The sequence below is a fragment of the Pseudomonas sp. Leaf15 genome (assembly GCF_001421425.1).
Classification (GTDB): Bacteria; Pseudomonadota; Gammaproteobacteria; order Pseudomonadales; family Pseudomonadaceae; genus Aquipseudomonas; species Aquipseudomonas salomonii.
The window spans coordinates 131142-150877 of sequence record NZ_LMKI01000033.1 but is presented as its reverse complement, the minus strand read 5'-3'; the positions used below and the strand labels follow the sequence as shown (position 1 = coordinate 150877).

Sequence of the window (19736 nt, the reverse complement as noted above, 5' to 3'; positions counted from 1 at the left end):
CCGAGGTGTCTGCATCGCGGGCAAGCCCGGCTCCCACACAAGCCCGCTCCCACAGTGTTTTGTGTGATCTTGATAATTATCCACAGGAGCGTGGAAATGCGTTGGGCGACTTATTTCGCCGTGCTGGCCTCTGTCCTCAGCGTCGGCCTGGCCCTGGGCGTCAGCATGCCGCTGGTGTCCCTGCGTCTCGAAGGCTGGGGCTATGGCAGCTTCGCCATTGGCGTGATGGCTGCCATGCCGGCTTTTGGCGTACTGCTCGGCGCGAAGGTCTCCAGCCGGATGGCCTCGTGGCTGGGCACCGCCAACCTGATGCGCCTGTGCCTATGGGCCGGTGCCATCTCCATCGGCTTACTGGCAATACTGCCCAGCTACCCGGTGTGGCTGGTGCTGCGGCTGATGATCGGCGTGATCCTGACCATCGTGTTTATCCTGGGTGAAAGCTGGATCAACCAGTTGGTGGTCGAGCAATGGCGTGGCCGCCTGGTGGCGCTGTACGGCTGCAGCTATGCCTTAAGCCAATTGTCGGGCCCGCTGCTGCTGGGCGTACTCGGCACTGACCATGACTATGGCTTCTGGGTGGGCGTTGGCTTGTTGGTGGTCGCGCCGCTGTTGCTGCTGGGGCGTTCCGGCGCTCCAACCGCCGAGTCCTTCAGCGTGACCTTCAGTGACCTGTGGCGCTTCTGCCTGACTTTGCCGGCAATTGCCTGGGCGGTGGCCTTGTTCGCGGCTTTCGAGGCGATGATTCTGACGCTGCTGCCGGTGTATTGCCTGCAGCAGGGTTTCACCGCCGAGATTGCCTTGGCCATGGTCAGCACCGTGGTGGTCGGTGATGCGCTGTTGCAATTGCCCATTGGCGCTTTGGCCGACTACCTGCCACGCCGTACCTTGTTCCTGAGCTGCGCGGTGTTGTTGCTGGCCTCAAGCCTGGCGATTCCATTGCTGCTGCATACGCAGTTGATCTGGCCGGTGTGGGTGATCTTTGGTGCCAGCGCCGGTGGGTTGTTTACCTTGTCGCTGATCCTGATCGGTGAGCGTTATCGCGACGACGCGCTGGTGCGCGCCAATGCCCACGTGGCGCAGCTGTGGGGCATCGGTTGCCTGATCGGGCCGCTGGTAGCTGGGGCGGGCAGCCAATGGATCAGCGGGCATGCGCTGCCGTTGCTGATGGCGGCCGGGGCGCTGGGGCTGGTGGTGTTGCTGCTGCGCCAGGGCGCATTCGGCGCCGTACAGCCTGCCTGAGCATTTGAAATGCAATCAACTGTGGGAGCTGGCTTGCCTGCGATAGCGGTGTGTCAGCTTGCCCAAATGGCGCCTGACACTCCGCTATCGCGGGCAAGCCCGGCTCCCACAGTTGACCCTGTTGTTCTTACAGCATGCGTTCCAGGCCAACACTGGTGGCGAACCACGCATTAAACCTGCGCCACCAACTGCCCGGTTCCCGTGTCAGGGTGTGCAATTGGCCGTTATCCTCGGTCACCCACACCACCTGGCCATCCTGCAGTTTCGCCTCATAGCTCAACGCCGGCGCCATGCCTTGCAGCGCCAGGTTGCGCACGTGTTCCGCCAGCTCGGGGCTGTCCACCAGCACCCCGACTTCGGTGTTCCACAGCACCGAGCGTGGGTCGAAGTTGAACGAGCCGATAAACGACTTTTGCCGATCAAAGATCATCGCCTTGCTGTGCAGGCTGGAGTCCGAGCCGTGGAAGGCGCCTCGGCGAAACAGGTGCGGGCCACTGCCACCGCCCGCATCGCCCGGTTGGCGGCGCAGCTCGTAGAGTTTCACGCCGTGCTCCAGCAACGCCTTGCGATAGGGCGCATAGCCGCCGTGCACGGCGGGTACGTCGGTGGCTTCGAGGGAATTGGTCAGCAGGCTGACTGATACACCCGTATCGGCGCGACCGGTCAGGTACACCAGCCCAGGTTGCCCCGGTACGAAATACGCCGAAATCATCATCAGCTCATGGCTGACGCCCTCCAGCTCCGGTGCCAGTTGGGTGGTCAACAGCAAGCGTGGATCGGGGTCAGCCTTGGCCAGCACCTTGCTCGGCGCATCCCACAACGCCTGGTTCCAGGCCCAGATCAGCTCGCGGCGCCAGATGTCCATGCGCGGTTGCGTCTGGTAAGTGCGCAAGCGGTTGTAGAGGGCGTGATTCTGCTGGCGCGACTCGGCCAGCGAGTCTTGCAGGCGTGCGCGGGCGGCGTTCAGGTCGCCCCTGGATGGGGTGCTTGAGACGAAATCGTCGATAGGTTTGCTCAGCGCGCTGTTCCAGTACTGATCAAAGCTGTGCCCGAGCTGCTCGGCCACCGGGCCGACGCTGAGCATGTCGATATCGGTGAAGTTGAGGTTGGGCTCGGCATCGAAATACTCATCGCCCAGGTTGCGCCCGCCGACAATGGCCACGCTGTTATCCGCCAGCCACAGCTTGTTGTGCATGCGCCGGTGTTGCAGCGACAGGTTGAACAGCCGGCCCATCGCCCGCGTCACGCCGGTGCTGCGGCCCAGGTGCAGCGGGTTGAACAGGCGAATCTGGATCTGTGGGTGGGCGGCGAGGGTGGCGATAACCTGATCGAGGCCGTCGCTGGTGGTGTCGTCCAGCAGGATGCGGATGCGCACGCCACGGTCGGCGGCTTTGAGCAGTTCATCCACGAGCATGCGCGTGCTGATGCCGTCATGCACGATGTAGTACTGCAGGTCGAGGCTGCTCTGGGCATTGCGGATCAGCTCGGCACGCGCCATGAAGGCTTCGCTGCTGTTGGGCAGCAGGCGAAAGCCCGAACGACCCTGGTACGGCGCCGCCTGGGCCTGGATCGAGCGCCCGAACGAGGATTGCGCCGCAGGCAGGGCGTCGCTGGGGATGCGCGGTGCATCGACCGTGGCGCAGCCGGCCAGTGCCAGGGCGCTCAGCAGCAAAAACGGTAAAAGCCGTCGAATCATCAAGGGCACTGCTTCCAGGTCGGGGCGGTTGTGGGATATGACGGCAGATTGCGGGGAAAGGTCAGTCGGCCACCTCGGCGAGCATCTTCATCGCGGCGGCGCCGACCTTGCGCACGGCCTCTTCGATCTGCGGCGTTGGCTTGGCAGCGTAGTTCATGCGCAGGCAATTACGGTATTTGCCGGAGGCGGAAAAGATGCTGCCCACTGCCACCTGTACGCCTTGTTCCACCAGCACGCGGTTGAGTTTCAAGGTATCAAAGCCTTCCGGCAGTTCTATCCACAGCATGAAGCTGCCTTGGGGCCGGCTGGCACGGGTGCCGGCCGGAAAGTAGCGGCTGACCCAATCGAGCATCAAGTCGCGATTACGCTGGTATTGTGTGCGCATCCGCCGCAAATGCGGCTCGAAGTGGCCGTTTTTGAGAAATTCGGCGATGGCGATCTGCGGTTGCGTCGCCGTGGAACCGGTGCTGATGTATTTCATGTGCAGCACCCGCTCAAGATAACGCCCCGGCGCCACCCAGCCGATGCGCAGGCCGGGTGCCAGGGTTTTCGAGAACGAGCTGCACAGCAGCACACGGCCATCTTCGTCGAAGGATTTGATCGTGCGTGGGCGCGGGTAGCTGTAGGCCAATTCGCCATACACATCGTCTTCAATAATCGCCACGTCAAAACGCTGGGCCAGGGTCAGCAGTGCACGTTTGCGTGCCTCGGGCATGATGTAGCCCAGCGGGTTATTGCAGTTGGGCGTCAGCTGGATGACCTTGATCGGCCACTGTTCCAGCGCCAGCTCCAGCGCTTCGAGGCTGATGCCGGTGATGGGGTCGGTGGGGATTTCCAGCGCCTTCATGCCCAGGCCTTTGAGGGTCTGCATGGCGCCGTGAAAGCTTGGCGAGTCGACTGCGACAATATCCCCAGGCTCGCAAATCGCGTGAATGCTGGCGGACAGCGCCTCATGGCAGCCGGTGGTGATGACGATATCTTCGGCGGTCAGTTGGCAGCCGGAATCCAGAGACAGTCGGGCGATCTGCTCACGCAATTCCATACAGCCAAGGATATTGTCGTAATACAACCCCGGCAGGTCCTGGCGTCGGCTCACGCGGGCGAGGCTGCGCAGCAGGGGCTTCATGGTCGGCGACAGTACATCCGGCATGCCGCGGCCCATCTGTATGACGTCTTTGCGCGGCACGGCGCGAATCAATTCCAGCACCTGGTCCCACTGCGAAATTTCCACCGGGCGCTGTGCCGGGCGGCCGATTTCCGGCAGCGCCGGCAACTCGCGTCCGACCGGCACAAAGTAGCCCGACTTGGGCTTGGGCATCGCCAGGCCGTTGTCTTCCAGCAATCGGTAGGCTTGTTGCACGGTGCTCAGGCTCACTCCGTGTTCCACACTCAAGGCCCGCACGGACGGCAAACGATCGCCGGGGCGATAGAAGCCCTGCTCGATGCGCGTGCCCAGTAATTCGGCGAGGTTGACGTAGAGGGTCATGGTGATCGCTCCGAGGGGACCAGTACAGATAGGCGCAAAATACAGGATTCAGCCCTTCATGGGCAGTATCTGTATGGATTTAATAAAGGTGAGTTGAATCTGTAATGGTTTTGCCCGCGCGCCCATCCTAGTCACTCATGGCAACAGGCAAATGAGGGGCAACACGATGAACGGCATGAGCGATGTGCGGCTGATGTTACACAGTCAGGAGTTGGAGGCAGGGCAGGAGCGGGCGAAGGCGCCGCGCGATATCAGCCGCTGGAGTCTGTTCTGGCACCGCCGCCACACGCGCAAAGCCTTGCTGCACCTGACCGGTGAGCAACTGCGTGACGTCGGGTTGACCGCCGAACAAGCGCGCCAGGAAGGCATGAAGCCGTTCTGGCGCGACTGATCAGAGCAGTTCTTTGAAGCGGTGCCAGAGCATCCCCAGCGCCAACAGCGGCGAGCGCAGATGCTTGCCGCCGGGGAAGGTGATGTGCGGCACCCGGGCGAACAAATCAAAACGCCCCTGTTGTTGGCCGCTGATGGCTTCGGCCAGTAGCTTGCCTGCCAGGTGGGTGGCGTTGAGGCCGTGGCCGGCGTATGCCTGTGCGTAATACACATTGGGTTGATCGGCCAGCCGGCCGATCTGCGGCAGGCGGTTGGCGCCGATGCCGATCATGCCGCCCCATTGGTAGTCGATCTTCACGTCCGCCAGTTGCGGGAACACCTTGAGCATTTTGGGGCGCATATAGGCGCCGATGTCCTGCGGGTCGCGGCCGGAATAGTGGCAGGCTCCGCCGAACAGCAGGCGGCGGTCGGCGGACAGGCGGAAGTAATCCACGGTCACGCGTTGATCGCACACCGCCATGTTCTGCGGCAGCAGGCTGGCCGCCTGGGCTTCACTCAAGGGTTCGGTGGCGATGATGTAGCTGCCGGCGGGCAGCACCTTGCCGCTCAATTGCGGGTTCAGGCCATTGAGGTAGGCGTTGCAGGCCAGCACCAGGGTGTTGGCGCGCACGTTGCCATTGGCGGTGTGCACCTTGACCTCCGGGCCGTAGTCGATGCGCGTCACTTCGGACTGCTCAAACAGCTTCACGCCCAGCTGCTGCGCGGCGGCGGCTTCGCCGAGGGCCAGGTTCAGCGGATGCAAATGACCGGAACCCATGTCGATCATGCCGCCCACATAGCGCTCGGAGCCGATCACGCTGCTCATCTCGTTGGCTTGCAGCAGACGGACTTCATGGCGATAACCGAGGTTGCGCAGTTCTTCGGCGTCTTCGGCCAGGCCGATCAGGTCGCGGGGTTTGTTGGCGAGGTCGCAGTAACCCCAGGTCAGGTCGCAGGGGATCTGATAGCGCTCGACCCGCTCGCGCACGATCTCTACGGCTTCCAGGCCCATCAGCTTCATCTGGCGCACGCCGTCGCTGCCGATCACGTTGCTGAACTGGTCGAGGCCGTGGCCGACGCCGCGAATCAACTGCCCGCCGTTGCGGCCGCTGGCGCCCCAGCCGAGCTTGCGCGCTTCCAGCAGCACCACGCTAAAGCCGCGCTCGGCCAGCTCCAGGGCTGTGTTTATGCCGGAATAGCCGCCGCCAATTACGCACACATCGGCGCGCACTTCGCCCGTCAACGCCGGGTAGTCGGGCTGTGTAACGCTGCTGGCCGCGTAGTAGGACGCGGTGTGCCGGGCGCTGGCGGTCATGGGGAGCATCCCTGTTTGGAAAATTTGACGCAGGATACAGCGGTCGGACGAAGCTGTCTGCGCAGCCCGTTTTGCGTCAGAATCCACGCCTATTCGCCGTTCGGTAAGTGTTTCGATGAGTTGCAACAGCCAGAAAATCAGCGCGCTGCGCAGGCAGATCCCTTCGTTCGAGTGCGTCCCCGGCTGCCACGACTGCTGTGGGCCGGTGACCACTTCGCCCGAGGAAATGTCGCGCCTGCCACGCAAAACTGCCGCCGAGCAGGATGCGGCCATGGACGAGCTGAACTGCGTGCACCTGGGGCCGAATGGCTGCACCGTGTATGACGAGCGGCCGCTGATTTGCAGGCTGTTTGGCACTACCAAGACCTTGCCGTGCCCGAATGGGCGGCGGCCGGTGGAGTTGATTCACCCTCGGGTGGAAAAACAGATCCATGAGTACATGGCGAGCACCCGGCAAGTACTGGTCTGACGGATGTACCGGATCAAAAATGTGGGAGCTGGCTTGCCTGCGATAGCGGTGGTTCAGTCAGAATGATGTTTCCTGGCACACCGCTATCGCAGGCAAGCCAGCTCCCACATTGACCACATCGTGTCAGTTAATCCGGGATCGGCAGGTTCAGGCTCTCTTTCACCTCTTCCATCACGATATAGCTCTTGGACTCGCGCACATGCGGCAGTTTGAGCAAGATATCGCCGAGCAATTTGCGGTACGAGGCCATCTCGGAAATCCGCGCTTTCACCAGGTAGTCGAAGTCGCCTGACACCAAGTGGCACTCCAGCACATGGGGCAGCTTCAGCACGGCGCGGCGGAATTCCTCAAAGGTGTCGCCCGACTTGTAATCCAGGCTGATCTCGACAAATACCAGCAAACTCCCCTTCAAATGCTGCGGGTTGAGCCGCGCGTTGTAGCCCATGATGATCCCTTCGCGCTCCAGGCGGCGGACCCGCTCGGTGCACGGCGTGGTCGACAGCCCGACCTTTTCCCCCAGCTCCGTGAACGAAATACGCCCATCGGTTTGCAGGATGCGCAGGATATTGCGGTCGATCTTGTCCAGCTCCCGCTTGGTCTGGGTGTTGGTACGCATAGGGGATACGCCTCTGTGAAAAGGGTTTTTGCCGAGAATTGTCGCCAAATATAGGCATTTATATAGTGAAATGCACTGGTCATTGTTTTTTACACTGCGCCCATCATTGCTCGAATAACACACGTCAGCGGCTAAGCCCGTGATGAGGATATAAAAATGCGCGTTCTGGTCTTGGGTAGCGGCGTCATTGGGGTGACCAGTGCCTACTATTTGGCGCGGGCCGGCTTTGAAGTGGTTGTGGTCGACCGTCAGCCCGCCGCTGCCATGGAAACCAGTTTCGCCAACGCAGGCCAGGTGTCGCCGGGTTATGCCTCGCCATGGGCCGCACCGGGCGTGCCGCTCAAGGCCATCAAGTGGTTGCTGCAACGCCACGCGCCACTGGCGATCAAGGCCACCGCCGATATCGATCAGTACCTGTGGATGGCGCAGATGCTGCGCAACTGCACCCAGAGCCGTTACGCGGTGAACAAAGAGCGGATGGTGCGCCTGTCCGAGTACAGCCGTGATTGCCTCGACGAATTGCGTGCCGAAACCGGCATTGCCTACGAAGGCCGCAGCCTCGGCACTACCCAGTTGTTCCGCACCCAGGCTCAGTTGGATGGCGCGGCCAAAGACATTGCCGTATTGAAAGAATCCGGCGTGCCGTTCGAGCTGCTCGACCGCGCCGGCATTGCCCGCGTTGAGCCAGCCCTGGCCAGCGTCACCGATATTCTCGCCGGCGCCCTGCGCCTGCCCAACGACCAGACCGGTGACTGCCAGATGTTCACCACGCGTCTGGTGGACATGTGCAAGCAGTTGGGCGTGGAATTCCGTTTCGAACAGGACATCCAGCGCCTCGACTACGCCGGTGATCGCGTCAATGGCGTGTGGATCGATGGCAAGCTGGAAACCGCCGACCGCTACGTGCTGGCCCTGGGCAGTTACTCGCCCAAGCTGCTCAAGCCGCTGGGGATCAAGGCGCCGGTGTATCCGCTCAAGGGTTACTCGCTGACCGTGCCGATCACCAATCCGGCGATGGCGCCGACTTCGACCATTCTGGATGAAACCTACAAGGTCGCGATCACCCGTTTCGATAACCGCATTCGCGTCGGCGGCATGGCTGAAATAGCCGGTTTTGACCTGTCGCTGAACCCGCGTCGACGTGAAACCCTGGAGATGATCGTCAACGACCTTTATCCTCAGGGCGGCGATTTGACCGAAGCGACTTTCTGGACCGGCCTGCGCCCGACCACACCCGACGGCACGCCGATTGTCGGCGCCACCCCGTTCAAGAACCTGTTCCTGAACACCGGCCACGGCACCCTTGGCTGGACCATGGCGTGCGGCTCTGGCCGCTTGCTGGCTGACCTGATGGCGAAAAAAACGCCGCAGATCAGCGCCGAAGGTCTCGATATTTCCCGTTACGGCAGCAACCACCAGGAGTCCGCAAAACATGTCAATCCAGCGCCAGCTCACCAATGAGCGCATGAGCCAGGTCGTTGTTCACAGCGGTACCGTGTATCTGGCAGGGCAAGTCGGCGACGACATGAATGCCGGGATTGAACAGCAGACCCGCGAAACCCTGGCCAATATCGAGCGTTTGCTGGACCTGGCCGGCACCGACAAAACCAAGTTGCTGTCGGTAACGATCTACCTCAAAGACATCGACGCCGATTTCGCCGGCATGAACGCGGTGTGGGACAAGTGGCTGCCTAAAGGCGTAGCCCCGGCCCGTGCCACGGTTGAGGCCAAACTTTGCGAACCGGAAATTCTGGTAGAGCTGTCCGTGGTGGCTGCGCTGCCTTAAACGTAGCTTTTCCCCCGGCGCCGTGGCTGATAGTCGGCGCCGGTTTTTCTTCACATTACCGCCTAGAAGCCTGCCGCCATGCGTCCTGCCCGTGCCCTGATCGACCTCCAAGCCCTGCGCCATAACTACCAACTGGCCCGTGAAGTCACGGGGGCCAAAGCCCTCGCCGTGGTCAAGGCGGATGCCTATGGCCATGGTGCCGTACGTGTGGCCCAGGCGCTGGAAGCCGAGGCGGATGGGTTTGCGGTGGCGTGTATTGAGGAGGCGTTGGAGCTGCGGGCTGCCGGGATTCGTGCGCCGGTATTGCTGCTGGAAGGTTTTTTCGAAGCTGACGAACTGCCGCTGATCATCGAGCATGATTTTTGGTGCGTGGTGCATTCGTTGTGGCAGTTGGAAGCCATCGAGCAAGCCCGGCTGAGCAAACCGCTGACCATTTGGCTCAAGCTCGACTCGGGCATGCACCGCGTGGGCCTGCACCCCAAGGATTACCATGAGGCGTACCAGCGCCTGCTGGCCAGCGGCAAAGTGGCCAGGATCGTACTGATGAGCCACTTCGCCCGCGCCGATGAGCTCGATTGCGTGCGCAGTGATGAGCAAGTGGCGGTGTTTGAAGCGGCGCGCCAAGGGTTGTCGGCCGAGGTCAGCCTGCGTAATTCGCCGTCGGTGATGGGCTGGCCGACTATGTCCAGCGACTGGGTGCGCCTAGGCATCATGCTCTACGGTGCTACGCCGTTTGGTGAGGACCAGGCCATTGCCGCACGTTTGCAGCCGGTGATGACCCTGGAATCGAAAGTCATCTGCGTGCGTGAACTGCCGGCCGGTGAGCCGATCGGTTACGGCGCCAAGTTCATCACGCCAAAACCGATGCGCGTCGGCGTGGTTGCCATGGGCTATGCCGACGGCTACCCGCGCCATGCACCGACCGGCACGCCAGTGCTGGTGGCAGGCCAGCGCAGCCAGTTGCTGGGCCGTGTGTCCATGGACATGCTCTGCGTTGACCTCACCGACGTGCCCCAGGCCGGGCTCGGTTCCAGCGTGGAGCTGTGGGGCAAAAATATCCTTGCGAGTGACGTCGCGGCGGCTGCCGAGACCATCCCCTACCAGATTTTCTGTAACCTGCGCCGCGTGCCAAGGCTCTATTCCGGGGCTTGAGCCGCGCCTACGAGCAGAGCCTGCCGGGATTTAGGCCCAAGTGTTGTAAATACTGAACGCTGTCGCCATGATAACGCTCAACTACAACAAAGCCTGAATCCTAGGAGGCTCCTGCATTGGACGTCGGCGAACGACTGCAATCCATCCGTAAACTCAAAGGTCTTTCCCAGCGTGAGCTCGCCAAGCGCGCGGGTGTCACCAACAGCACCATTTCGATGATCGAAAAAAACAGTGTCAGCCCCTCGATCAGCTCCTTGCGCAAGGTGCTGGGCGGCATCCCCATATCCATGGTCGAGTTTTTTTCCGAGGAGATCCTCCAGGAAAAACCGACGCAGATCGTCTATAAAGCCAATGAGCTGATCGACATCTCGGACGGTGCCGTCACCATGAAACTCGTCGGGCGCGCGCACCCCAGCCGGGCGATTGCGTTTCTTAACGAGATCTACCCGCCGGGCGCCGATACGGGCGAAGAAATGCTCACCCACGAAGGCGAAGAAACCGGGATTCTGGTGGAAGGTCGTTTGGAATTGGTGGTCGGGCTTGAAACTTTTGTGCTCGAAGCCGGCGATAGCTACTACTTTGAAAGCACCAAGCCGCATCGTTTTCGCAACCCGTTCGATGTGCCGGCGCGACTAATCAGCGCAGCCACACCTGCGAACTTTTGACAGAAGAGGCGTGCTGCCAGCGTTGCAGACACACCCGTCGCTGTAACCGTGGGGCCGAATCTCCCTTTATTTAATAGGGTTGTTTCGGCCTGACGGGCTAACCGTTATACTTTCGCCGCCTGCGAAACCGTGGCCGCAGGCGTGAATAGCCACCATTGAGGGTGAACGCGTGAACCTAATTATGAAAATGCTGGCTGCACCAGCAACCGTACTGGCGCTATGGGCTGTCAGCGCTCAAGCTGCGACCAATGATGAGATTGCCAAGCGCCTGGAGCCTGTCGGCCAGGTGTGTGTCCAGGGCCAGGAATGCAAAGGGATGGAAGTTGCCGTGACTGCGGGCGGCGGCGGTGGCGCGAAGACACCGGATGACGTGATTGCCAAGCACTGCAATGCATGCCACGGCACCGGTTTGCTGGGTGCACCAAAAATCGGTGACACCGCAGCCTGGAAAGACCGCGCCGATCATCAAGGCGGCCTCGATGGCCTGTTGGCCAAGGCCATCACCGGCCTGAATGCCATGCCACCTAAAGGCACCTGCGCCGATTGCTCGGATGCTGAGCTGAAAGGCGCAATCGAGAAGATGTCGGGTTTGAAATAAACCGATCTTCGCCAAAAAGCCGCTGACCAGCGGCTTTTTTGTGCCTGCGATTTGTACTTCTACGCTGTTCATTGCAGCAAAGACCCGGCAAGCTCGGTCCAACCCCTAATCACGGAATGTTCAGGAGGGTCGGATGGTGCAGTTGTGTTCAATCGAGCAAGCAGTTGACGACGTACTGGCGCGCTTGCCGGCGCATATCCACATGGGCATGCCGCTGGGTCTGGGCAAGCCCAACCTGTTCGTCAACGCGCTGTACCGGCGTGTCGCCAAGCTGCCGGAGCGCGAGCTGACGATTTACACCGCACTCGCCCTGGGCCGCCCGACCCTGGGTGACGGGTTGCAGAAGCGCTTTCTCGAACCCTTTATCGAACGGGTGTTTGGTGATTATCCCGAGCTGGACTTTCTAGCGGATTTGCACAAGGACAGCCTGCCAAGGAACATCCGCGTGCAGCAGTTCTTCATGCAGCCCGGCAGCCTGCTGCACAGTACGTCGGCGCAGCAGGACTACGTCAGCAGCAACTACAGCCACGCTGCCCGCGATATCAACGCCGCCGGCTTGAACCTGGTGGCGCAATTGGTCGCCAGCAGCGCCGAACACCCCGACCGGCTGAGCTTGAGCTGCAACCCCGATATCACCCTCGACCTGCTGCCGATGATTGCCAAGCGCCGCGAAGCAGGCGAAACCATCCTTGTCGTCGGCCAGGTTCACAGCGATTTGCCCTATATGCCCGGCGATGCCGAACTGGGTATGGACGCCTTCGATTACCTGATCGACGAGAAGGACAGCACCACGCTGTTCTCCACACCGAATATGCCGGTCGGCTTTCAAGACCACTTTATCGGTTTGCATGCCAGCACCCTGGTGCGCGATGGCGGCACGTTGCAGATTGGCATTGGCTCGATGGGCGATGCGCTGACCGCCGCCTTGCTGGCGCGCCAGGCCGATAACGAAGCCTATCGCTTATTGCTGACTGACTTGGATGTGTATCAGTGGGCGCCGTTAATCAGCCGTGAAGGCGGTGTCGAGCCCTTTGCCCGCGGCCTTTATGGGTGCAGCGAAATGTTCGTCAACGGCCTGCTGGTGTTGGCTGATGCCGGGATTATTCGGCGCAAGGTCTACCCGGATGTGACGACCCAGCAGCAGGCCAACGCCGGCACCCTGGATGACGCCGCGCAGCCTGACGGCGTTTCCATTCACGGCGGTTTCTTCCTCGGGCCGCGCAGCTTTTACCAGCGTTTGCAGGAAATGACTCACGCCAAACGCCTCGAATTCAACATGACCGGCATCAGCTACATCAATGAGCTGTACGGGCAGGAGGAACTCAAGCGTCTGCAACGCCTGGATGCGCGCTTTATCAACAGCGCGATTATGGTGACGTTGCTCGGCGCAGGCGTGGCCGACCAGCTTGAAGACGGCCGCGTACTCAGCGGCGTGGGCGGGCAGTACAACTTTGTTGCGCAAGGCCATGCGCTGGAGGGCGCGCGTTCGATCCTGATTCTGCGCAGCTGGCGCGAATCGGCGGGGGAGGTCAGTTCCAATATCGTCTGGGAGTACGGGCACTGCACCATCCCACGGCACCTGCGGGATATCGTCATCACCGAATATGGCATTGCCGATTTGCGTGGTCAGACGGATGCCAAGGTGATCGAGGCGCTGCTCCAGATCACCGACTCGCGCTTCCAGAGTGACCTGATCGAACAGGCGCAAAAGGCCGGCAAACTGCCCAAGGACTTCGAGCTGGACCCCCGTTTTGCCGACAATACGCCGGAGCGGCTCAAAGGCATTCAGGTGCGGCATCGCCGGTTGTTCCCGGAATATCCGTTAGGCACTGATTTTACCGATGAGGAACGGGACCTGTTGCGCGCCCTTAACTGGCTCAAGAGCAAATTCAAGCTGACGGAGATTCTGGAATTGGGCCGGGCGGCACTGGATGCGCCGGAGCCGGAGGCGTTTCCCGAGCATTTGAAACGCATGCGGCTGGATCAGCCGGAGGGGTTGAAAGAGGATCTGTATCAGCGTTTGTTGCTCGCCGGCCTGCAGGCCACCGCGCACTGACAGGCACCAAAAATCAAATGTGGGAGCAGGCTTGCCTGCGATAGCGGAGTGTCAGTCGACAGAGTTGTCGACTGTCAGGCCCTCATCGCAGGCAAGCCAGCTCCCACATTTTTAATCGAGTTCAGGCAGTGATTACTCGATGAAGGTGACGACGCCACCGGCCAACGACTTCACCCGCGCCAGCGACTCAACTCGATAACCCTGCGCATCCAGCTCCGCACGGCCACCCTGGAACGACTTCTCGATCACAATCCCCAAGCCTGCAACGGTCGCGCCGGCTTGCTTGATGATCGAAATCAGCGCCTGGGACGCCTTGCCGTTGGCCAAAAAGTCATCGATTACCAGTACGCGGTCGCTGCTGGTCAGGTGACGCGGGGAAATCGCCACGGTGCTTTCGACCTTCTTGGTGAAGGAGTACACGGTCGCCGACAGCAGGTTTTCGGTCAGCGTCAGGGACTGTTGCTTGCGGGCGAAGATCACCGGCACGCCGAGGTTCAGGCCGGTCATGATCGCCGGGGCGATGCCCGACGCCTCGATGGTGACGATCTTGGTGATGCCCGAATCCTTGAACCGCGCGGCGAATTCGTCGCCGATCAACTTCATCAGCGCCGGGTCGATCTGGTGGTTCAAAAAGGCGTCAACCTTGAGGACCTGATCGGAAAGCACGATGCCTTCTTCGCGAATTTTCTTGTGCAGTGCTTCCACGGAAAGCTTCCTCTAATGGCGCGGTGTGCGCCGAAAGTAGATTAAAAAGTAGTCGATTCTAGCGCTTTAACATCGCGCGTATGTCCGCCAAGGCGGTGTTGCCGCGAACGGCCTTCACCTCGGTCGGGGTGTCGTCATTGCCTTCCCAGGCCAGATCGTCCGGCGGCAGTTCATCCAGGAACCGGCTGGGGGCACAATCGATGATCTCGCCGTATTGCTTGCGCTTGGCGGCGAAGGTGAAGGCCAGTGTCTGACGTGCGCGGGTAATGCCCACGTAGGCCAGGCGCCGTTCCTCTTCGATGGTGTCGGCTTCAATGCTGGAGCGGTGCGGGAGGATTTCCTCTTCCATGCCCATGATAAACACGTAAGGGAATTCCAGGCCTTTGGACGCGTGCAAGGTCATCATCTGCACACCTTCGGCGCCGTCTTCTTCTTCCTGCTGGCGCTCAAGCATGTCGCGCAACACCAGCTTGCCGATGGCGTCTTCGACGGTCATCTCGCCTTCTTCGTCCTTCTCCAGCGTGTTTTTCAACGCTTCGATCAGGAACCAGACGTTGCCCATGCGGTAATCCGCAGCCTTGTCGCTGGAACTGTTGGTGCGCAGCCAGTTTTCATAGTCGATGTCCATGACCATGCTGCGCAGGGCGCTGATCGGGTCTTCGCCGGCGCATTGCTCGCGCACCTTGTCCATGAAGCGCTTGAAGCGCGACAGGCGATCGGTGAAGCGCGTGTCCAGGTGCTCGCCCAGGCCGATTTCGTCGGTGGCGGCGTACATCGAAATCTTGCGTTCGGTGGCGTAGTTGCCGAGCTTTTCCAGGGTCGTCGAACCGATTTCCCGACGCGGCACGTTGATCACGCGCAGGAAGGCGTTGTCGTCATCCGGGTTCACGATCAGCCGGAAGTAGGCCATCAGGTCTTTTACTTCCTGGCGTCCGAAAAAGCTGTTGCCGCCTGACAGGCGATACGGCACCTGGTGGTGCTGCAACTTCAACTCGATCAGCTTGGCCTGGTAGTTGCCGCGATACAGGATCGCGAAATCGCTGTAGGGCCGGTCGGTACGCAAGTGCAGGCTGAGGATTTCCACGGCCACGCGTTCGGCTTCGGCGTCTTCGTTGCGGCAGCGGATCACGCGAATCTCGTCGCCGTGACCCATCTCACTCCACAGTTGTTTTTCAAACTCGTGGGGGTTGTTGGAAATAAGCACGTTGGCGCAACGCAGGATGCGGCTGGTGGAGCGGTAGTTCTGCTCCAGCATCACCACTTTCAGGGACGGATAGTCGTCCTTGAGCAGCATCAGGTTTTCCGGGCGCGCGCCACGCCAGGCGTAGATCGACTGGTCGTCGTCGCCTACTACGGTGAACTGGTTGCGCGTGCCGATGAGCATTTTCACCAGCAGGTATTGGCTGGCGTTGGTGTCCTGGTATTCGTCCACCAGCAGGTAGCGCACCTTGTTCTGCCATTTTTCGAGGATGTCGGCGTGTTCCTCGAACAGCTTTACCGGCAGCAGGATCAGATCGTCGAAGTCCACCGCGTTGAACGCCTTGAGCGTGCGCTGGTAGTGGGTGTAAACGATGGCGGCGGTCTGCTCCTTGGGGTTGCGCGCGTTTTCCAGGGCCTGGGGCGGCAGGATCAGGTCGTTTTTCCAGGCGCCGATCATGTTCTTGATCTCATCCACGCCGTCGTCGCCTGCGTATTCCTTTTGCATGATGTCAGTCATCAGCGACTTCACATCGGTCTCGTCGAAGATCGAGAAACCCGGCTTGTAGCCCAGCCGCGCATGCTCCTTGCGGATAATGTTCAAGCCCAGGTTGTGGAAGGTACACACCGTGAGGCCACGGCCTTCGCCGCCCTTGAGCAGCGTGCCGACACGCTCCTTCATTTCGCGCGCAGCCTTGTTGGTAAAGGTCATGGCGACGATGTACTGGGCACGGATGCCGCAGTTCTGGATCAGGTGCGCGATCTTGCGGGTGATCACGCTGGTCTTGCCGGAGCCAGCACCGGCGAGCACCAATAGAGGGCCGCCGACGTAGTTCACGGCTTCTTGCTGCCGGGGATTGAGTCGGGACATACAGAAATCAGGGAGTCGTTGTTCAAAAGGGCGGGCATTTTAACAGGCTGGCAAGATTCTGCTGCTTTAGAACGACGGTGTGACGTACCACTCGATCTAAATTTGCCGGTTTTGATACTTTGCCGCAGGATGTGGGCACTTGTACGACGAATGCTTGAAGCTGTCGTATTTGATAACCCCTATCATTGGTGATTATCAGGCAGCAAGTCATAATGCCCGCCGCCAACACAATTTTGCAGAGTCTAGGGAGCTAGCTTGTCTACGCCTGTCGAACCCTTGCGTTTGCTGCTACTGGCCGATGAGCCAGCGTGGGCAGCGTTGTTGCGCGAGTGCCTGGCGCCGATGGGCGATGGGGCTGTGCTGGTCAGCGCGCCCAACTGGGACTCGGTGAGTCGTCTGTTCGATGACGACCACAGTGCCGTGTTATTGACCACACCCAGCCTGCAACCCGGCCCAGGCCGTTGCAGCCTGCCGTGCATATTGCTGCTGGAGCAGGAACCGCTGGTTTCACCGCTGGGCGTGAGCGATTGGCTGGTTCTTGGCGCATTGGATACCGATACCTTGCGCCGCTGCCTGCGCCACGTGCGTGAGCGTGGCGTGCTGGAGAACACGCTGCAGCGCCTGGCCGAACAGGACCCGCTCACCGGTATCGCCAACCGCCAGGGTTTCCAGACCTTGCTGGCGGCGCGTCTGGCCGAAAACGAAGGCCGTGGCCTGGCCCTCGGCCATCTGGACCTCGACAACTTCCGTCACGCCAACGACGCCTTGGGCCATCAGGCCGGCGATCGCTTGATCCTGCAAGTGGTCTCGCGCCTCAAGAGCCAGCTCGAAGCCGGCGACCAACTGGCGCGCCTGGGCAGCGACGAATTCGCCCTGTTGATCGACACCCGCCGTGCGCCCCAGCGCGCCGAGTGGATGGCCGAGCGCATTACCGAAGCCATGGCCGAACCGTATTGGGTGGATGGCGAAAGCCTGCTGATCGGCTGCAGCCTGGGCGTGGCACATGCCCGTGCCCGCGCTGGGGCCGACCCGCTGATGTGGCACGCGCACATCGCCATGCAGCAGGCCAAGAGTACCCAGGGCTGTACCTTTCACATCTTCAATGAACGCATCAACCGCAACGCCCGCAGCCTGGCCGACCTGGAAAGTGAACTGCGCCGTGCGTTGCGCCGCGACGAACTGGAGCTGCATTACCAGCCGCGCCTGGACCTGGACGACGGGCATATCGTCGGCCTGGAAGCCTTGGTGCGCTGGCGCCACGGCGAGCGCGGCCTGTTGCCGCCCAGCGAGTTCGTGCCCTTGGCCGAACAGAGTGGCCTGATTGTGCCGCTGGGTTACTGGGTGATCTCCCGCGCCCTGCGCGACATGCAAGACCTGCGCGAACGCGGCCTGCCGCCGTTGCACATGGCGGTCAACCTGTCGTTTCGCCAGTTCCAGGACAGCCAGCTGCTTTCCACGTTGAGCCGGCTGATTACCGAGCGTGGCGTGGAGGCGCAGTGGCTGGAGTTCGAGCTGACCGAAACCGCCGTGATGCGCCGCAGTGACCTGGTCAAGCAGACCATGGACGCCCTTGGCCGCCTGGGTGTGCGGTTTTCCCTGGACGATTTCGGCACCGGTTTTTCCTCGTTCGTGCACCTCAACAGCCTGCCGATTGCCTTGCTGAAGATCGACAAGAGCTTTGTCGGCGGCATGGAAGAGCGCGAAGAAAACCGCAAGCTGGTGCACGCCATGATCAACCTGGCCCACAACCTCAACCTGGAAGTGGTCGCCGAGGGTGTGGAAACCCCCGAACAGCTGGCGTTGTTGCGGCTGTTTGGGTGTGATCAGGCCCAGGGTTATCTGATCAGCAAGCCGTTGCCGTTGCCCGAGTTGGTGGAGTATTTGACGTTCGGCAAGAGCCAGCAGGCGCTGCTGGGCTAAGGGTTGTAAACCCAATCAAAAATGTGGGAGCAGGCAAGCCAGCTCCCACATTGACCGAGTACATTCTTCAGTCTGGCTGCATGGCTTGAAATTGCGTGTGCACTTCCGGCTCCTGCCGAATCATCCGCTTCATCTTCGCCTCAAACGCCCACGTCAGGCTGACTGCCGCGCAGGCCAAGCCCAGCGCCAAACCCCACCAGACACCGGTCGGCCCCCAACCCAGTGTGAACGCCATCAACCACGCCGACGGTGCGCCGATCAGCCAATAGCAACCCAGCCCGACCAGGAAGGTGGTCTTGGCATCCTTGAGCCCGCGGATACAGCCCATGGCAATGGTCTGCACGCCGTCGAACAATTCAAACCACGCCGCCACGGCCAGCAGGCTGACCGCCAGCACGATGACGTCGTGGAAAGCCGGGTCGTTATGGTCCAGAAACAGCCCGATAAGCGCATCGGAAAACAGCCACAGCACCACGGCAAACCCCAACATCACCAATGCGCCAAAACCGATCCCGACCCGCCCGGCCATGCGTGCTTGCAGTAATTTACCGGCGCCGTAATGCTGGCCGATGCGCATGGTGATCGCATACGACATCCCCGCCGGCACCATGAACGCCACCGAGACGATTTGCAGGGCAATCTGATGCGCGGCCAATTGCGTACTGCCCATGGTGCCCATGCACAGCGCCGCGAAGGCGAACAAGCCGACCTCCACCGCGTAGGTGCCGCCAATCGGCAGGCCCAGGCGCCACAGCTCACGCAGATACTGCGTGTTAAGGCGCAACAGGCCCGTGCCGAGCGGGTAGGCCGCGTAAGCGCGGTTGCTGCGGATGTACCACATCAACGCCAGGGCCATGCAGTTGGCGACGATCGCTGTGACCAGGCCGATGCCCATCAAGCCGAGCTTCGGCAGACCGAACATGCCCTCGATCAGCGCATGGTTGAGCAGGTAGTTAATGACGGTGCCGCCCAGGCTGATCACCATCACCGGCGTCGCCTTGCCGATGGCGCTGGTAAAGCCGCGCAACGCCATGAAGCTCAGGTAGCCGGGCAGGGCGAACGGCAAGATGGTCAAGAATTGCCCCGCCGCCTGCACGTTGGTTTCGGTCTGGCCAAACATCAGCAGCACCGGCTTGAGGTTCCACAGCAGCAAACCGGCCACCAACGCCATCAGCCAGGCGAGCCAGAGCCCGGCCTGGGTCAGGCGGGTGGCGCCTTCGATGTCACCGGCACCATGGCGGATGGCGACCAGCGTGCCGACGGCGGCAATCACGCCGATACAGAAAATCGCCACAAACGAATAACTCGCCGCACCCAGGCCACCACCGGCCAGGGCTTCGGGGCTCAGGCGGGCCATCATCAGGGTGTCGGTCAGCACCATCAGCATGTGCGCCAACTGTGAGGCAATCAACGGCCCTGACAGCCGCAGAATGGCCCAGAGTTCAGTACGCACCGGATGTTGCATGATCATCACGCTCAAAAAGTCAGAGGTTGGGGAAAGGGTTGATTCTCGGCGCTCCTGAGGCATTACACAAAAGGATAAAAGCGATCATTCGCATGATTAAAACTCATGCTAGGGTTGGGTACTGCTCTGAG

Annotated in this window: 17 protein-coding genes; 10 read left to right on the top strand and 7 right to left on the bottom strand. The window is 61.1% G+C overall.

Annotation, left to right across the window (positions count from 1 at the left end):
- Positions 1–96: 96 nt before the first annotated feature.
- Entirely contained in the window at positions 97–1239 is a 1143-nt protein-coding gene (locus ASE80_RS22220; protein ID WP_056860828.1) for an MFS transporter, read from the top strand.
- A gap of 127 nt (positions 1240–1366) precedes the next feature.
- Here ASE80_RS22220 and ASE80_RS22215 read toward each other — a convergent pair whose 3' ends face one another.
- Complete coding sequence (locus tag ASE80_RS22215; RefSeq protein WP_056860827.1) at positions 1367–2935, bottom strand: phospholipase D family protein; 1569 nt, start codon at positions 2933–2935, stop codon at positions 1367–1369.
- A 61-nt stretch (positions 2936–2996) separates the two neighbouring features.
- Complete coding sequence (locus tag ASE80_RS22210; protein WP_056860826.1) at positions 2997–4421, bottom strand: aminotransferase-like domain-containing protein; 1425 nt, start codon at positions 4419–4421, stop codon at positions 2997–2999.
- A gap of 166 nt (positions 4422–4587) precedes the next feature.
- Between ASE80_RS22210 and ASE80_RS22205 the strand changes: the two genes are divergently transcribed.
- Complete coding sequence (locus ASE80_RS22205) at positions 4588–4812, top strand: DUF1127 domain-containing protein (protein WP_056860825.1); 225 nt, start codon at positions 4588–4590, stop codon at positions 4810–4812.
- Here the strand turns inward: ASE80_RS22205 and ASE80_RS22200 are convergent, their stop codons facing one another.
- Positions 4813–6105 carry an NAD(P)/FAD-dependent oxidoreductase gene (locus tag ASE80_RS22200; RefSeq protein WP_056860824.1) on the bottom strand — a complete coding sequence of 431 codons (1293 nt, stop codon included), beginning with the start codon at positions 6103–6105 and terminating at the stop codon, positions 4813–4815. It lies immediately after the preceding gene.
- Between the two features lie 115 nt (positions 6106–6220).
- On the opposite strand from ASE80_RS22200, the gene ASE80_RS22195 reads away from it, so the two are divergent.
- On the top strand, positions 6221–6574 hold the full coding sequence (locus ASE80_RS22195; protein WP_016975913.1) for a YkgJ family cysteine cluster protein: 354 nt from the start codon (positions 6221–6223) through the stop codon (positions 6572–6574).
- A 127-nt stretch (positions 6575–6701) separates the two neighbouring features.
- Here the strand turns inward: ASE80_RS22195 and ASE80_RS22190 are convergent, their stop codons facing one another.
- Positions 6702–7190 carry an Lrp/AsnC ligand binding domain-containing protein gene (locus tag ASE80_RS22190; protein ID WP_003176896.1) on the bottom strand — a complete coding sequence of 163 codons (489 nt, stop codon included), beginning with the start codon at positions 7188–7190 and terminating at the stop codon, positions 6702–6704.
- Between the two features lie 156 nt (positions 7191–7346).
- Here ASE80_RS22190 and dadA point away from each other — a divergent pair, with 156 nt between their 5' ends.
- The 6 genes from dadA (at position 7347) to ASE80_RS22160 (ending at position 13447) form a co-directional block, all read left to right on the top strand.
- A complete protein-coding gene (dadA, locus tag ASE80_RS22185; RefSeq protein WP_017135861.1) occupies positions 7347–8651 on the top strand; it encodes a D-amino acid dehydrogenase in 1305 nt (434 codons plus the stop codon).
- The gene (locus ASE80_RS22180) at positions 8623–8976 is read left to right on the top strand and encodes a RidA family protein (RefSeq protein WP_056860823.1); all 354 of its coding nucleotides are present in this window, start codon (positions 8623–8625) and stop codon (positions 8974–8976) included. The genes dadA and ASE80_RS22180 overlap by 29 nt, the downstream gene beginning before the upstream one ends.
- A gap of 78 nt (positions 8977–9054) precedes the next feature.
- Positions 9055–10128 (top strand): alanine racemase, encoded by a 1074-nt coding sequence (gene alr, locus ASE80_RS22175; RefSeq protein ID WP_056860822.1) that lies wholly within the window; start codon positions 9055–9057, stop codon positions 10126–10128.
- 116 nt (positions 10129–10244) lie between these two features.
- Positions 10245–10793 (top strand): cupin domain-containing protein, encoded by a 549-nt coding sequence (locus ASE80_RS22170; protein WP_056860821.1) that lies wholly within the window; start codon positions 10245–10247, stop codon positions 10791–10793.
- A 181-nt stretch (positions 10794–10974) separates the two neighbouring features.
- Entirely contained in the window at positions 10975–11391 is a 417-nt protein-coding gene (locus tag ASE80_RS22165) for a c-type cytochrome (protein WP_056860820.1), read from the top strand.
- 133 nt (positions 11392–11524) lie between these two features.
- Positions 11525–13447, top strand: a complete 1923-nt coding sequence (locus ASE80_RS22160; protein ID WP_056860819.1) for an acetyl-CoA hydrolase/transferase C-terminal domain-containing protein — start codon at positions 11525–11527, stop codon at positions 13445–13447.
- Positions 13448–13579: 132 nt separating this feature from the next.
- Here ASE80_RS22160 and ASE80_RS22155 read toward each other — a convergent pair whose 3' ends face one another.
- Positions 13580–14152, bottom strand: coding sequence for a xanthine phosphoribosyltransferase (locus ASE80_RS22155; protein WP_053258645.1), 573 nt, complete (start codon positions 14150–14152; stop codon positions 13580–13582).
- 58 nt (positions 14153–14210) lie between these two features.
- Positions 14211–16220, bottom strand: a complete 2010-nt coding sequence (gene rep / locus ASE80_RS22150; protein ID WP_056860818.1) for a DNA helicase Rep — start codon at positions 16218–16220, stop codon at positions 14211–14213.
- A gap of 255 nt (positions 16221–16475) precedes the next feature.
- Here rep and ASE80_RS22145 point away from each other — a divergent pair, with 255 nt between their 5' ends.
- Entirely contained in the window at positions 16476–18140 is a 1665-nt protein-coding gene (locus ASE80_RS22145) for a putative bifunctional diguanylate cyclase/phosphodiesterase (protein WP_056860817.1), read from the top strand.
- Positions 18141–18207: 67 nt separating this feature from the next.
- On the opposite strand, the gene ASE80_RS22140 is transcribed toward ASE80_RS22145, so the two are convergent.
- Complete coding sequence (locus ASE80_RS22140) at positions 18208–19611, bottom strand: NorM family multidrug efflux MATE transporter (protein ID WP_056860816.1); 1404 nt, start codon at positions 19609–19611, stop codon at positions 18208–18210.
- Positions 19612–19736: the final 125 nt, after the last annotated feature.

Coding starts and splice junctions, on each gene's coding strand:
- ASE80_RS22140 (WP_056860816.1), bottom strand. CDS start 19,611: ATGATCATGCAACATCCGGTGCGTACTGAACTCTGGGCCATTCTGCGG.
- alr (WP_056860822.1), top strand. CDS start 9,055: ATGCGTCCTGCCCGTGCCCTGATCGACCTCCAAGCCCTGCGCCATAAC.
- ASE80_RS22180 (WP_056860823.1), top strand. CDS start 8,623: ATGTCAATCCAGCGCCAGCTCACCAATGAGCGCATGAGCCAGGTCGTT.
- ASE80_RS22165 (WP_056860820.1), top strand. CDS start 10,975: ATGAAAATGCTGGCTGCACCAGCAACCGTACTGGCGCTATGGGCTGTC.
- ASE80_RS22200 (WP_056860824.1), bottom strand. CDS start 6,105: ATGACCGCCAGCGCCCGGCACACCGCGTCCTACTACGCGGCCAGCAGC.
- ASE80_RS22205 (WP_056860825.1), top strand. CDS start 4,588: ATGAACGGCATGAGCGATGTGCGGCTGATGTTACACAGTCAGGAGTTG.
- ASE80_RS22160 (WP_056860819.1), top strand. CDS start 11,525: ATGGTGCAGTTGTGTTCAATCGAGCAAGCAGTTGACGACGTACTGGCG.
- ASE80_RS22220 (WP_056860828.1), top strand. CDS start 97: ATGCGTTGGGCGACTTATTTCGCCGTGCTGGCCTCTGTCCTCAGCGTC.
- ASE80_RS22215 (WP_056860827.1), bottom strand. CDS start 2,935: ATGATTCGACGGCTTTTACCGTTTTTGCTGCTGAGCGCCCTGGCACTG.
- ASE80_RS22210 (WP_056860826.1), bottom strand. CDS start 4,421: ATGACCCTCTACGTCAACCTCGCCGAATTACTGGGCACGCGCATCGAG.
- ASE80_RS22190 (WP_003176896.1), bottom strand. CDS start 7,190: ATGCGTACCAACACCCAGACCAAGCGGGAGCTGGACAAGATCGACCGC.
- rep (WP_056860818.1), bottom strand. CDS start 16,220: ATGTCCCGACTCAATCCCCGGCAGCAAGAAGCCGTGAACTACGTCGGC.
- dadA (WP_017135861.1), top strand. CDS start 7,347: ATGCGCGTTCTGGTCTTGGGTAGCGGCGTCATTGGGGTGACCAGTGCC.
- ASE80_RS22195 (WP_016975913.1), top strand. CDS start 6,221: ATGAGTTGCAACAGCCAGAAAATCAGCGCGCTGCGCAGGCAGATCCCT.